Annotated in this window: 11 protein-coding genes; 6 read left to right on the plus strand and 5 right to left on the minus strand. The window is 36.8% G+C overall.

Going from position 1 to position 13,107, the window contains the following annotated elements:
• Positions 1-6: 6 nt before the first annotated feature.
• The 5 genes from FA045_RS11350 to FA045_RS11370 all read right to left on the minus strand — a co-directional run bounded on the left by FA045_RS11350 (position 7) and on the right by FA045_RS11370 (position 8,427).
• The gene (locus FA045_RS11350; RefSeq protein ID WP_136877192.1) at positions 7-3,372 is read right to left on the minus strand and encodes a SusC/RagA family TonB-linked outer membrane protein; all 3,366 of its coding nucleotides are present in this window, start codon (positions 3,370-3,372) and stop codon (positions 7-9) included.
• A 179-nt stretch (positions 3,373-3,551) separates the two neighbouring features.
• On the minus strand, positions 3,552-4,661 hold the full coding sequence (locus FA045_RS11355; RefSeq protein WP_136877193.1) for a FecR family protein: 1,110 nt from the start codon (positions 4,659-4,661) through the stop codon (positions 3,552-3,554).
• A 211-nt stretch (positions 4,662-4,872) separates the two neighbouring features.
• Complete coding sequence (locus FA045_RS11360) at positions 4,873-5,586, minus strand: DUF2290 domain-containing protein (RefSeq protein WP_136877194.1); 714 nt, start codon at positions 5,584-5,586, stop codon at positions 4,873-4,875.
• Positions 5,586-7,724 (minus strand): DEAD/DEAH box helicase, encoded by a 2,139-nt coding sequence (locus FA045_RS11365; RefSeq protein WP_136877195.1) that lies wholly within the window; start codon positions 7,722-7,724, stop codon positions 5,586-5,588. The genes FA045_RS11360 and FA045_RS11365 overlap by 1 nt, the downstream gene beginning before the upstream one ends.
• A gap of 130 nt (positions 7,725-7,854) precedes the next feature.
• Positions 7,855-8,427 carry a sigma-70 family RNA polymerase sigma factor gene (locus FA045_RS11370; protein WP_136877196.1) on the minus strand — a complete coding sequence of 191 codons (573 nt, stop codon included), beginning with the start codon at positions 8,425-8,427 and terminating at the stop codon, positions 7,855-7,857.
• 402 nt (positions 8,428-8,829) lie between these two features.
• Between FA045_RS11370 and FA045_RS11375 the strand changes: the two genes are divergently transcribed.
• From FA045_RS11375 to FA045_RS11400, 6 genes are all read left to right on the plus strand, one after another.
• Positions 8,830-9,237 carry a helix-turn-helix domain-containing protein gene (locus FA045_RS11375; protein WP_136877197.1) on the plus strand — a complete coding sequence of 136 codons (408 nt, stop codon included), beginning with the start codon at positions 8,830-8,832 and terminating at the stop codon, positions 9,235-9,237.
• 146 nt (positions 9,238-9,383) lie between these two features.
• Positions 9,384-10,364 carry an AAA family ATPase gene (locus FA045_RS11380; protein ID WP_136877198.1) on the plus strand — a complete coding sequence of 327 codons (981 nt, stop codon included), beginning with the start codon at positions 9,384-9,386 and terminating at the stop codon, positions 10,362-10,364.
• A 2-nt stretch (positions 10,365-10,366) separates the two neighbouring features.
• Positions 10,367-10,897 (plus strand): hypothetical protein, encoded by a 531-nt coding sequence (locus FA045_RS11385; protein ID WP_136877199.1) that lies wholly within the window; start codon positions 10,367-10,369, stop codon positions 10,895-10,897.
• A gap of 271 nt (positions 10,898-11,168) precedes the next feature.
• Positions 11,169-12,032 carry an RteC domain-containing protein gene (locus FA045_RS11390; RefSeq protein ID WP_136877200.1) on the plus strand — a complete coding sequence of 288 codons (864 nt, stop codon included), beginning with the start codon at positions 11,169-11,171 and terminating at the stop codon, positions 12,030-12,032.
• 154 nt (positions 12,033-12,186) lie between these two features.
• A complete protein-coding gene (locus FA045_RS11395; protein ID WP_136877201.1) occupies positions 12,187-12,714 on the plus strand; it encodes a hypothetical protein in 528 nt (175 codons plus the stop codon).
• Positions 12,715-12,762: 48 nt separating this feature from the next.
• On the plus strand, positions 12,763-13,107 hold the full coding sequence (locus tag FA045_RS11400; RefSeq protein ID WP_136877202.1) for a DUF4134 domain-containing protein: 345 nt from the start codon (positions 12,763-12,765) through the stop codon (positions 13,105-13,107).

The raw sequence follows: 13,107 nt of genomic DNA on the forward strand, positions 1-13,107 counted from the left end.
TTAATTTTAAAGTGCAACCTTCAATCCGAATACAAAGGTCCTTAAGGGGGGTAGTCTGCTGATCAATTGACTATTTTCCGGATCCAATCCAGGATATCTTGTGATAGTGAAAATATTTTGGCCCTGAATAGAAAGCTCTGCGTTTTCAACTTTTACTATTGATAAGATTTTTTTTGGCAGTTTATAGATTAGGGAGACATTTTTAAGTCTCACAAATGAATTGTCAGCTAATGATTGGGCTCCGTTCGATTTTCCTATTAGAAAATTCAGATAGCTTGGTGTTGTGGTAGAAAACTTCGGAATATCCGATACGTCTCCCTGTTTCTGCCATCTTTCGAGTACCTCCTTTGTCTGGTTATTCAAAGGTATGTTCGAAGAAAAATATCCAGGGGCATAGCTTAGGTTATTAAGGTAGCTGAAGCCGGTTGTTTTTGAAAAAGACAACAGAATGTCCAGCGAAAATAATTTGTAAGAAATTGTACTTCCCAGGCCTCCATAAGCACTCTGCCCGGTAAATTTGTTTAGATATCTATCTAAATCATTTTGCAAGCCATTTTTATCTACATCTTCAAAAACATATAGCCCCGTCAGTGGATCGACATAAGTGTTCAGATACCTTTTTATATTAAGTGGTTCGCCAACTATATAAAGCGTTGAATTACTTGATGTGCTTAAACCGGGATATTCTACAAGTCTGTTTTTTGGAAGTGAGATATTAAAATTAGTAGACCAATGCCAATTAGAATTATTAATGATCTGGATGCTAGTGTCAAACTCCCATCCCGAATTTTGGACAATGGCGGGGAGGTTTGCATTTATAATAGTAGCTCCAACACTTGGAGGCAGGGGGGTTCCAACTAGCTGGTTTGATGATCTATTTCGAAAGTAAGCTGTTTGGAGTGATACCTTATCTTCTAGGAAACCTAGTTGCAGGGCCGCTTCTAGCTTATTATTATTTTCCCATCCATAATTGGGGTTTGAAATTCTGCTGGTAATCAAGGTTGGAATGCCCTGATAAGCTGTGCTACTGTTATATAACTGTAAATATTGATAGTCTGAAATCTGGTCGTTTCCAGTGCTTCCAAAACTCGCCCTCAACTTACCGAAACTAATGATTGGGATCGAATTTCTGATGAATTTTTCTTCTGAAAATATCCATGCCATTCCGATAGCCCCAAAATTCGCTATTTGGTTTCCTGGACCAAATCTACTGCTGGCATCACGCCTAGCTGTGATATTAAAGAAGTATTTATCCTGTAAGTTGTAGTTCAATCTAGCAAATAATGCCCCATATCTATAAATATAGCTATCAGATTGGGTGATGCTGAAAACAGATGCAGATGCAATATTATCCAACAATTCATCACTGTTGAAATTTGATCCCCTTATATTTCGATAATTTGCAGCGGTTTGCTGCAGGGTAGACCCAATTAGCGCCTGTAGCTTACCGTTATTAATTTTCTTTTCAAAGGTTAATTGAGGTTCGACAAGCCAAGAATTATTAGAAGTATTGCCAAATTGACTTGATCGGTCAGCGGGAGTTGGGCCATAGCTTGGCGAAAGTCCCTCTAATGGTGATTTGGCAATTTCTTCCCTTTTAATCGTAGTATATCCTATAGAAGTCTTTAGCTCCAAACCTTTTGAAATCCTATAACGCAAATTTGCATTTGCGATCAGGTTATCCGTATTGGCATCTATTGTATATAACAGGAAGGACATCGGGTTAAATACCAATGGTAAGCCATTATAATTCCAGTTCAATTTCCCATATTCGTTATATGGGTCTGGTGCATTTGGAGCTAATGTTATATAGCTGGTTAAGTCGGTGGACATCAGATTACTGATACTGTTGCTATATGTGGCTGTAAAGTTGGCCTTAAAGCTATTTCCATCTGCTCCGAAATCAAGATTGGTATGAGCGCTAGTTCTTTTAAATCCAAAGCTGCCTGGGAACACCGTACCCTCTCGATAATGGTTTCCACTTACCAGATATTTACTGTTTTTGTTGCCGCCGGATATGCTGACAGAAGCGTTTGTTACGTTTGCAGTTCCGCCAATAAGTTCTTTTTGCCAATCAGTATATTTGGTTTTATCCCAAACTCCATTAACGTCATAATCAGTCGCAGATGGACTTAGATTATCATTCCTAAATGCCTCCATCCTCATACTTAGATATTCTTCGGTGTTCATTAGGTCTATTTTTCTTCCTACCTGGCTGAACCCTTGGGAGATATTGGCATTTACCCTTGACTCTCCCGATATTCCCTTTTTTGTGGTTATGAGAATTATACCATTTGCACCCCTTGAGCCATATATTGCAGTGGCGTCCGCATCCTTTAAGATTTCGACACTTTGGATGTCATCCGGATTTATTAAGCTCAAAGGATTGCTGCTTTGTAAAATAGGACTAGAATTTGCTGTATTAATGCCAGTAGAAGGGTAAGGTACACCATCGATAATATAAAGTGGTTGTGATCCGCTACCGATACTATTTCTACCTCTTATTTGAACAATGAAACCTGAACCAGGAACACCAGATTGTTGGACGATATCTAAACCTGGGACTCTGTTTTGTAGGCCCATTAGTATATTGTTTATAGGCTGTTTTTCAATGGTTGAAGAGGTTATCTTAGCTATCGAGCCGGTTCGTTCCCGATCCTTTACCATATAATAACCAGCGTTGATGTCAACACTGTTAAGGGTACTTGGTTCTTCTTTTAAAACAATCGTTAGGAATATGTCCTTATCCACTTTTTGCTCAACGGCGCTGAAACCCAGGTAGGTAAATCTTAGTGAGATGTTTACATTGGGTACAGAAATCGAAAATTGGCCCTTTTCATCGGTAACTGTATTTTTGCCGGTTCCAACTACGCTGACATTCACGCCAACCAAAGGGCTGCCTTTTTCATCCGACACACTGCCTCTTATTTCAATTTCATTAATTCTACTTTCCGTTTTTTTATCGATTGTTTTTGCCTTCCGTTTGACTACTATGGTCTTATCAAAGATTTCGTAGGTAAATGGCTGGTTTTTCAGGCATTGGTCAAGTGCGTCTTTAAGGCTGCCATTCTTTAAGCTTACCGAAATTTTATTGGCGCTGGCGATATCCTCCTTATCGTACCAGAAACCATAACCGGTCTGTTTTTTGATTTCATTGAAAACAGTCTCTAATGAAATGTTTTTTAGGTTAAGGTTGATCTGCTGTGCTTTGGCCATCGCAGAAACCGTAAGAAGATTAATAAGCGTAATTACAATGGCAAACCGTAATGCTTTAGCGGGTTTTTGGATAGGATAGGGACTGTTTGGGAGCGCTAATATAGGTTTGTACCACTTCCCCGTTCTAAAGAGGTAGCGATGTTTAAAAAAAATCATACTTTTGTGCTGTTTGGGTTTGTTGATCAGTTATCTTTCAAATGGTACGCTTTATGCGTTTGTTCAATCCCCCCAGATTTTGCCAGATGTGCTACGAACACTTCTGGCATTTTTTATGGTGGGGAATTATTAACTATTACTAAAACTAAATTTACTTCATTGGCATTACTGTTTAAGGTTTATGGTGTTACGATGAGTTTATTTTGATTATTATCCTGGACGATGTTAAAATGGATATCACTATAGGCAAGTATTTTTAAGAGTACAGATAGGTTGGATTTTCTGGAAATGCTGCCATTAAATTTTCTCCTTGGGATGTCTCCCTGATATTCAACCTCTATATTGTACCATCTTGAAACCTGTTTCATTATCTCCTGCAGGTCGGCATCTTTAAATTCTATCCTTCCGTTTTTCCATGCCATTGCAGTTTCCATATCTGCATCTTTTACCTTGATTTCATTTCTAGAAACTAGAGCCTGTTGGCCAGGTTTGAGCAATGCGCTATTTTTGTTTTTGCTTATCTTAACCGAGCCTTCCAATAGCGTGGTTATGGTATTATTGTTGTCCAGATAACTGTTGATGTTAAAACTTGTGCCCAACACTTCTACTTTTTGGGAGCCGGTGCTAACATAAAAAGGCACTTTCTTTCCATTATTCGCTGCTAGTTTTTTTACCTCAAAGTAGGCCTCTCCGGTCAATTGCACATGTCGCTCACTTACCTTCTCGAAATTGGTTGGATAGGTGAGGGATGATTCGGCATTGAGCCAAACTTTGGTGCCATCTGCTAGGATGATCTGATATTCCCCACCGGTCGGGGTAGTTAAGGTTTGGGGGGCATTAGTATTTGTTCCTTTTGCAATTCGGGTTCCGTCGGTGTAGCTAGTTCCAGTCCCAATTATAACTATAGCGTTTTTGTTGCTGTTCAGGCTTATGGTTTGTCCGTTATCTAATGTTAAGATGGCTTTATTGCCCCCTGGGACAATTTCTTCGGCAATCACCTGTTGCTTTGGGATGTCATATCTATCAAATATATGCCAAGAACCGATAGTAAGTAAGGTAATGGCGGCGATTGCCGCAATACCCGTCCATAGGTTTATTTTTTTTACCGGTGTAGGAATTGGTAGCTCAGCATAAATTTGATTGCCTATCTTTTTGATGTGTTCTTGAGAAAGATCAACGTCTTGCTCATTGTAGGTGAGAAACCAAGCTTCAAGCAGTGTTTTTTCCGCTTCCGTGCAGATTCCTTGTTTATATTTGATCAATAAATCGTTAGCTTCTTGGTCAGTCATTATCCTTTTGGGTTAATGTATTTGAAGCTAGTACGGAGAATGAGATGGAGAAATGAGAAAAATTATCATTTATATTTCCTCAAACTCAACTTTAGATCAAAGTATTGTGGATTTGCAACAATACTTTACTTCTCACGAGATAAAGCACTTTACTCTTTAGCTCTATCTAAATGCATGATTAGTGGATATTCTCATTAATTTGGAAGGAATACTATAATATATGTAAATCTAATTGTTCATTTGAGTTCCACTGTATAGCTTTTAAGTCTGTGCAATTTATTCTAGCTCGTGTTAGTTTGTCTTTAATATAATCAAGATCGCTGTTTGCTTTTTCCTTCCATTCTCGATAGTAAACCTGTTTTATAACGAATAATACAAATTTTAGCGGGGTTAATGTTTTATTTAACGGAATACGCATGTGATTTTGGTAACCAATATGCAAATGGGAAGTAGAGTGGATAAGTGGTCTATAACCTTTTCCTTCGAAGTCGTACCTAATGGTTGAATAATTCTCTAGTAATTCCTGTTCATCAAGATATTGTTGGTATTCAAAATGAAATAGTTCGCCGATTTCTTCTAATGTCTCTTTGTTGTTTTCATTAACAAGCAGTTCGCTAACAAAATCTTGATAAGAGCGGAAGGTAAATGGAGTTTGAAAAAATGCATATCGCAGTTCAAGGTCATTGCCATTTTTTTTCATTTGAAATTGAAAAAAAGATTGATCATTTAAAATAATATCATAGTCGAAGTTTCTTAGTGCAACTAAGAATGTTTCTTTGTAAGTTGCTTTTTGTGATGACAACTTAAATTCCTCTGTGACGCCATCATTATTTATTGATTTTAGACCATTGTTTTTGAATAGGCTAAAATCCCTTAAAACCTGTTTCGATTCTTGAAGAGATATATTAAAAAGGGATTGATTCATTATTTCTTGTTAATATTACGACGCAATTTTTCAACAATTTCATCCCTTGTCAAGTCTGTTTCGCTTGAAAGCTCGTCAGCTATTCTTTCTATTTTATTTAAAAAAGTTTGTGCCTTATCAATACCTTGTTTTATAGTAATTACATCGATTTCACTTGGCTGAATAAACTCTAGTTGATAATTGTTCGTTTTTAGCATATTCAACTCATCAATACAATAATCAACAGTTTCCCCAACTCCAGAGAGAGTTACCCAAGCAAGGCTTCGGGTCATGGCGGTAAATATTTTATTTCTTTCAGTTATATCATCCTTTGCTGAGAAGACACTATCTATGCCGGCAATATAAATACTTCCTGCCTCATTCCCTTTTGCATTAAAAATTGTAGATAATGTTACGTGGTCCTTTACTTTAAATACTGTATTATTCGTTGGAGCATTTAATAAATTGAAGGATTTAATTCCTTTTTGTAGTAATTTATCTTCAATATAATTAAAATAATTTTTGACTGCTCGATTGTCCATGCAGACCACTGAAATGTCCTCCGGTCTCAGCTCTTTGGTTATATCAGTAGCTATAGCATCAACAATGAAATCTAGTTCTTCTTTAAAGGTCATTAATTTCTTGACTGTAAGAATTTCTTTTTCTCCTAATAATTTATTTTTAATCTCAGAACTATTATCAATAGATCTAGAAATTTCCATATAACATTTATCAGAAGAATCTCCTTTATTTACTGTGAAGCCAAGACTTTCCCAATGTTCATTACTCTCCAACCGCTGGATAATTTTTATCGTGTCATTTTTGCTTTTATTGTATATTCCTAGCCCTAATGCAAATGCAGAAATCAATATTGATCTTGGATTACGATAACACTTATAAAGTACCAAGTCTTGAAGATCGTCATTGCCAACTGAGAAATCAATATGCCAGTTGCCAAATTCGTCCTTTCCAAATGTTTCTTTCTCATTTTGTAAATCAGTATGAAGGATATTTTGAAAGTCATCATACGCCCAAATTATTTTATTTCCTTTAGTAATTTCTCTACAAAGACGGTAAAAACTTTTTGCAAAATCTTGAGCCTCATCCAGAAGGGAATAGTCATATTGTTTTTTTAATGTGTGCTTGATCAGCTGTTCGCAAACATAGTCAAACGGATTACTAGGTCTATTTAATCTTGCATCGGTAAAACCCACAGATAAAATATTATTCTCATCGCAGGCTGATGAATAAACGCCTTCTAATGATCTGCCACCCCATGCATGCATAACGTGGATCTTATCCCAATTTGGGTCACGTTCTGCGAATTGTCTGTAGAATCTAGTAATTAGTCTTTTGATAAGATCGTTTAAGCTTTTGGTATAATATGTATACAAAATTTCAGCATCTGGAAATTGTAAATGTATTATAGCAGCTTTCATAGCCAATATTATCGTCTTTCCTGATCCAGCTAACCCTCTAATTCTTTGTGGGCCATCTACCACAAATAATGCAGCACGTTTTTGTTCGAGGTCGAAATTATAAATCTCACTCTCTATGGCTGATAAGATTGCTCCATATGAATTCTTAAAATCCTTCGGGTCACGTAGTTTCCTATCGATAATTTTTGGAATTCCTCTTGAACCTTCTATTGTAGATTTTAATTCTTTTAATTCAGTATTAGTCAGATTACTTGAACTTTCAGTAATTAGACTTTCAAGTTGTGACTCATTAATTACAATTTCAAAACGATCAAGCTCGTTATTGGGAATTTCTGCACAGTTGTGGATATATACAACTGGTATTATTTCAATTTTAAGGCTTCTTCTATTTAGTTGTAAATTAGGAGCATCTTTTAATATTTTTGCAAAAATTAGCCTATCTATTTCGTCCAAATGGTTTCCGATTACATTCGAATCATATGGAAATCTATCTGAATATTCAGTGCATTGAAAAACAAAAACTCCATGACTAGGGCAAATAAAAATTACGTTTGCAGTAACAATATTATCCCCTTCTGCATTTGGATAAATGGGGAAATTATGATAGACCGCGCCCCTGTCAAAATCTAATCGGCTGTCGATGTTAGTTAACAATGTCAATAACGCTTTGGCACTTGGTTCTTGTTTAACCAAAGTTTCGTTAATGTTTCTTTCGATCATGCTTTGAGGAGACTATAAGTGGTGAAAGTATTGAGTAATTTATCTTGCCTAAATTAATACTTTTCCATTTCAAAATGAATATGCTACCATTTATATTTTAGAGGATAACTATTGCAGATAGATTTGTTTACTACAATGGCAAAAATGCAATAATCAACCCAAGTTTAGTTCTCAAAATCTTAACAGCATTGTTAATATGATGTGAGACATTGCTTTCTGTAGTACCTAGTTCTTCCGCAATTTCTTTATTTGAGAGATATTGCTTCCTGCTCATCTCGAAAACCTCTCTCATTTTCTTAGGGAGCGATTTAATTTGAACCTCGATATATTCAAGTAATTGTTTTTCTCTTATTAAATGGTCGGTGTATTCAACTATGTTTGTCGAAGCAAAATCTTTGAGAGAGTCGATATATTTTGTCTGCACTTTCTGGTGAGCGAAAAAATCAAAAATTCTACTTCTTAACGAGATATATAGGTATTGAGCTATATTGCCATTCTCAAGTATGGTTTCCTTTTTTACCCAAAGTTTTGTGAATAGTTCCTGAACAAAATCCTTAGCCAGTTCTTCATCACTAAGTTTCTTGTAAGCGAAGACAAACATCAAATAAAAAAAGCGATTGTAGATTTCGGAATAGGCTAAATGATTCCCTTCTCTTAATAAAGCAACTAATTCATCATCAGAAAGGGTTTTGTATCCAGACATTGCTCATTATTCATTTAACAACGAGCCTGTAAAATAGCGAAGAAGGATATTGTATAATACAACAGGGCCGGTAACTCGCAAAGTCTAATGTTCAATGGCTCTGACAAAGCCAACCCCTTTTGTAAGGAGTCCTCAACAATAAACATAAGCGAGCACCGACCCTATTGTAAAATAGGGTTTGGATGCTGCACTTACGCTCGTTGAGTTAAATTGTCAGATTTATGAACGAGGCTCGTAAGCAGTCCTTATTTAATTAAGAAGAACTGCAAATCTAATACTTTTGCAAACTAAAACAGATTTTCTGTTAAGTTTCTAAACAAATATTGATATTTTAGTTTGGATAAAAAACGTAAAATATGGATAATTTATCCTATTTTTACTATCGAAAATAAATTTAATTTTATGCAAAATCCATTAAATAACTTCCCTAATTCAAAGTTGAGAATATTTAGAGAGCTAAATAATTTTACTCAAAAATATGTTGGTGAAGAAATTCTTGGGATAAGTCAAAATACATATTCGAGACTTGAGAATAGTCCTAAAAAGATAACTAAAGATCAAGCTGAAAAGTTAGCTGAAGCTTATAATATTACTGTGGATCAGTTGTTATCCAATGACACTCCAATTGTGAGTTTTCATAATAACACAATTGACAAAGCATTTATTCAGAATTATTATGAAACGCAAAAAGAATTAGTTGATGCGTTAATTATTGAAAAAGATAAGCAGATTGAATTTTTAAAGTCAGAACTCGAGAGAGTTAATGAACAGTTTTCAAAATTATTTAATAAAGTAGCAGATAAGTTATAGCATTTACAAATATAAATAAGGTAATTGGCTGAATTCTTAAGGGTTTCTGTCTATTGGATTATCATTGAGTTTATCTGTATCTTTGTATAAAGATATCTATGATTTTTTGTTCGTAGAAATTAAAGGTTAATAAAAAGCTTGTTAAAATGTTCAACTTTCTCAATTACATACATATCTCCAATTTTAAATCAATTAAAGATTGTAGGATAGATGGTTGTAGGAGGATTAATTTGTTTATTGGACGTCCCAATGTTGGGAAGTCTAATCTATTAGAAGCTTTATCATTATATAGTATTCCCTACCTTAAGGATAATAAGATTAGAAATTTATCTAGCTTGGTTAGGATAGAGAATGAGACCGAATTGTTTAGGAGTGGAAACTACGGAGAACCTCTGTCGGTACGAACTGATTATGGTACTGTAGTGATACAGTTTGATAGGTATGAGGGGGTTCGAATTAGTTTAGATACTAAAGATGGCGGAGGAGCCTTTCAGTTAGATGAAAAGCTTAACATAAAGGTGCCTGCCTCTAGCTATTTCGAATCCGCAGTAAAAAAATATACTTTTTCAAGTAAGACAGATTTTGCTTCATCAAGTTCAAGATTTCTTTTGCCACCATTTGGCAATAACCTTCTCGGTGTTATTGAAAGGGACCCACAGCTAAGGGATGAGATTGTACAGATGTTTAGAGAGTATAATTTGAGCTTAGTTTTTGATAAGGCAAGTCAGTCACTAAAGATCATGCAGCCTTCTGGAAATGAAATATTTCTCGTTCCCTATAACTCTATTGCTGATACGTTGCAACGCATCATTTTCTACAAAGCTGCCGTGAGTTCAAGTACAAATAGCATTTTATTGTTTGAAGAACCGGAGGCACATTCATTTCCGCCGTATATGACTCATTTGACACAGGAAATGATTTATAAAACGGATAATCAGTATTTTTTGGCCACACATAGTCCATTTATTCTGAGCGATCTCCTAGAGAATGGACGGGACGATCTTGCTGTTTTTATGGTTCATTATGAGGATAATGAGACTAAGGTTAGAAAATTAAGCGATGAGGATCTGGACGATGTTTATCAGAAAGGTGTTGATCTGTTTACGAATAGTGAAAGTTACATATAATCATGGATTTAGCGATTATTCCAGAGTGTTATGTTGATACTAATCTTATAGAGACGCTTGTTCCTCCAGTAAAGGGAGGTTATAACCACCAAAAAGGATGTGGTAGGGTTGCTGCGGTTATGAAAGCCGAATTTGCTGATAATTTTGCACTTGGTATTATCGATAAGGATAAGAACCAGTTAGACTATCTAAAAGAGTTTGCATTGGCACACCAATATGGTAATCTTTTACTTTATAAACACGATCAAAAGCCTCATTATATCATTCAAATAAGCCCTGCAATCGAACGCTTCTTGATGTCTGGTGCTGACTCAGTGGGTATTTCATTGACCGATTATGATCTGCCAGCTGATTTGCACAGGTTGAAGAAAATATCAAAATCAGTAAATAGTAAGCAAGATCCACGTTTCAAACAATTAATAAGGTCGGTTTCTAAGGCAGGAGCACCTGAATTTCTCAAGCTTTCCCAGTGGATCAAATATATAAGGGATACAAATTACGATATATCTCTAGATGAGCTAAAAGCATTGTAATGTTATTTCTTAGGTAAAGTGCTATGGGCTCAAAAAAAATATATTAGGTAATATCTTCTCAACTATATATCAATTTTTGCATATAATTTCTATTAGGGGAAAACCACTATTTAACTAAAATGGTGGTTTTTCCCTATTTTTTTGTGCCCTATGATCAGCAATTTTGGGCTATAAATCTCGACGATATGGAAAAATGCTACAAGTACCTCGCCTGATGTGAAAGTTGTTGCCAGTTAACGGGCAGGGCGGGGGTTTACTTAAATTTTGTGATATGATCCAAGAATTGAGCAAGCGTTTGCTAAAACAAATGGAAACTGAATTGGAAGAGATTGCGATGCAGACTTCCGAACCCCTCACTAAATTAACCTCAGCGCTAAAGCCCATCAGACAAAACCTAAGAAAGCTTAGACTTTATCTTGATGACCATCCATTTGCCTCGGTGGAAGACGAAATCCATTTTTTTAAAAATATTAAGCCCGAGTTCTACAAATGGCAGATCTATTTCTCCGAGCTGTATACCATCGAATCCGGAATCCCATCGGTAGATGTTGATGCCCAGCGCCAGTGGTTTGAAAATGAACTGGTGTATGTACAGCGATTTTTCAAGCAGTACAGTTTCCAATACCAGTATTATAAGCTTGGAGCGACCGAACTTGACAGGTTTTATTTCGTAAGGGGAGTTGAGAATAACAGTTTGCTGATGCCAAGTTTACCTGAACTTGATCCGCTCTTTTCTACGGCCTGTGACTATCTTTTTTCTAAGCTCAAAGCATTTGAGCTCTTGCAGACCTGGCTGCTCGATAGGATCCTCTACCTTAAGAAAAATCCGTTGGCCAGCTATCAGCCGGGCAGCGATGTTGAACAGATGCGCTGGACAGGGGATAGTATCAACCTTGCAGAGCTCGCTTTTGGGATACACCGTACAGGTCAGCTGAATAACGGAACCGCCTCGGTTGGTTCTATTTTTAGGTGGCTCGAGGACAAGCTACAGATCAACATTGGTATCCCGTCCAAAAGATTGAGCGAGATCAGACGCCGAACTTCAATTAGCCGCACCCGATTTCTGGATGAAATGATCGAAGAGGTTGTCCGCAAGATGGACAAGGAAGACGAATATCATCCCGGCAGGCGATAATCGTTTATTTTTTATTGATTATGATTTGCCTTTTTTCAGTATTAAAAATTTTTTATTGGTATATACCAAGGTGGATCAATGTAGGTTGTGGAGTATGCGAAAATTTGCTTTCAGAATCCTGTCGTAATTCAGCGGCAGGAAAAAAGGAATTTTTATGCTACAACAATTTACTTGGCAACAGTTCTTGGTTGCCACATTAGTGCTTACCCTGATCTGGTATGTGGGGGTTGTCCTGATTTTTTATCGGAAGGAGTTTTTTGGTCTGCTCGGTAGGAAACGTAATGATGTCCCAAGGGAAAGCTTGCCCCATCGATGGGAAGGTAAAGTCGACCAGTTAGCTGTGTCTGAAGAACAGCCAGAACTGATGGGCGCTTCAAAGCTTCCTGAGGGAATGAGCATGACAACAACCGAGGCATTCGGTTTTTCGGGAGAGGTATCAGAAGACAGCAAGATGGAGCAGATTGGTCTGGTGCCCGATGTGCTTGAGGAACTTAAGGTGGTTTTTGCAAAGCTTTCTAGGGTCGATGGCAACAAAAGGGACTTTATGGACATGATGTCTGATGTACGGGAGAAGTTTCCAAAAATCGCTTCCAATCCAAACATTGGGCGGATCAATGAATTCATTTCCGACCATGCGCCATTTCACCTTTCTGCCGAAGAACTCGAAGACATCTGGGACTAGGCGCAATTGCCTTCCAGTAAGCTAATTTTTAACCATAAACATTTCAAAATGAAAAATCAATTCAATAAACATAGACAACAAATTTCCGCGAAATTCCTATTTCTGGCAATTATATTATGTGCGTTCAATATGCTAATGACCTCATCTCTTTATGCACAGGATGGCAATGCCGGCATTGCCGAGGCAACAAACAAGGTCAAGGGATATTTCGATACCGGATGTGACCTTATGTATGCCATCGGTGCAGTTGTTGGCATCATAGGCGCTGTCAAGGTCTTTAACAAGTGGAATGCAGGAGAGCCTGATACCAATAAGGTAGCCGCTGCTTGGTTTGGTAGCTGCATCTTTTTGGTGGTAGTGGCAACGGTACTTAAATCATTTTTCGGGATATAG

Source organism: Pedobacter cryotolerans (assembly GCF_005116475.1).
Classification (GTDB): domain Bacteria; phylum Bacteroidota; class Bacteroidia; order Sphingobacteriales; family Sphingobacteriaceae; genus Pedobacter; species Pedobacter cryotolerans.

Excerpts from the sequence above, each read along its gene's own strand:
- FA045_RS11375 (WP_136877197.1), top strand. The coding sequence starts at position 8,830 with ATGCAAAATCCATTAAATAACTTCCCTAATTCAAAGTTGAGAATATTT.
- FA045_RS11365 (WP_136877195.1), bottom strand. The coding sequence starts at position 7,724 with ATGATCGAAAGAAACATTAACGAAACTTTGGTTAAACAAGAACCAAGT.
- FA045_RS11370 (WP_136877196.1), bottom strand. The coding sequence starts at position 8,427 with ATGTCTGGATACAAAACCCTTTCTGATGATGAATTAGTTGCTTTATTA.
- FA045_RS11355 (WP_136877193.1), bottom strand. The coding sequence starts at position 4,661 with ATGACTGACCAAGAAGCTAACGATTTATTGATCAAATATAAACAAGGA.
- FA045_RS11385 (WP_136877199.1), top strand. The coding sequence starts at position 10,367 with ATGGATTTAGCGATTATTCCAGAGTGTTATGTTGATACTAATCTTATA.
- FA045_RS11395 (WP_136877201.1), top strand. The coding sequence starts at position 12,187 with ATGCTACAACAATTTACTTGGCAACAGTTCTTGGTTGCCACATTAGTG.
- FA045_RS11400 (WP_136877202.1), top strand. The coding sequence starts at position 12,763 with ATGAAAAATCAATTCAATAAACATAGACAACAAATTTCCGCGAAATTC.
- FA045_RS11380 (WP_136877198.1), top strand. The coding sequence starts at position 9,384 with ATGTTCAACTTTCTCAATTACATACATATCTCCAATTTTAAATCAATT.
- FA045_RS11350 (WP_136877192.1), bottom strand. The coding sequence starts at position 3,372 with ATGATTTTTTTTAAACATCGCTACCTCTTTAGAACGGGGAAGTGGTAC.
- FA045_RS11360 (WP_136877194.1), bottom strand. The coding sequence starts at position 5,586 with ATGAATCAATCCCTTTTTAATATATCTCTTCAAGAATCGAAACAGGTT.
- FA045_RS11390 (WP_136877200.1), top strand. The coding sequence starts at position 11,169 with ATGATCCAAGAATTGAGCAAGCGTTTGCTAAAACAAATGGAAACTGAA.